Source organism: Cellvibrio mixtus subsp. mixtus J3-8, from assembly GCF_000766945.1.
GTDB lineage: Bacteria > Pseudomonadota > Gammaproteobacteria > Pseudomonadales > Cellvibrionaceae > Cellvibrio > Cellvibrio mixtus_A.
On record NZ_KN266219.1, the window covers coordinates 7741 to 7988 of the forward strand.

The following is a 248-nucleotide window of genomic DNA, read 5'->3' on the forward strand; positions in this document are numbered from 1 at the left end:
CTGATTGGAAAGGAAAAACTGACGATCTGATTATTGCGGTGCTGGAATGGATGAGCGTGCGCGAACCGGGTTTTAATCCAGAAACAGCGATCAAATTTGATCTGGAAATTCTGGATAAAGAAACGGTCGATATTGCATTCACGCTGGAAATCACCGAGCGTGTTATTGTGGCCTTGGAAGATGGCAAACGCACCATCACGCATGATTTGCCGGAACCTCCTATGCAAATGAATCCGGGGGCACGCTGG

The 248-nt window shown here is 48.0% G+C and carries 1 protein-coding gene; it reads left to right on the forward strand.

Features of this window, described 5'->3' with window-relative positions:
• A partial coding sequence (locus A596_RS23945; RefSeq protein WP_200882993.1) for a phage tail protein occupies positions 1–248 on the forward strand: 248 nt, incomplete at both ends.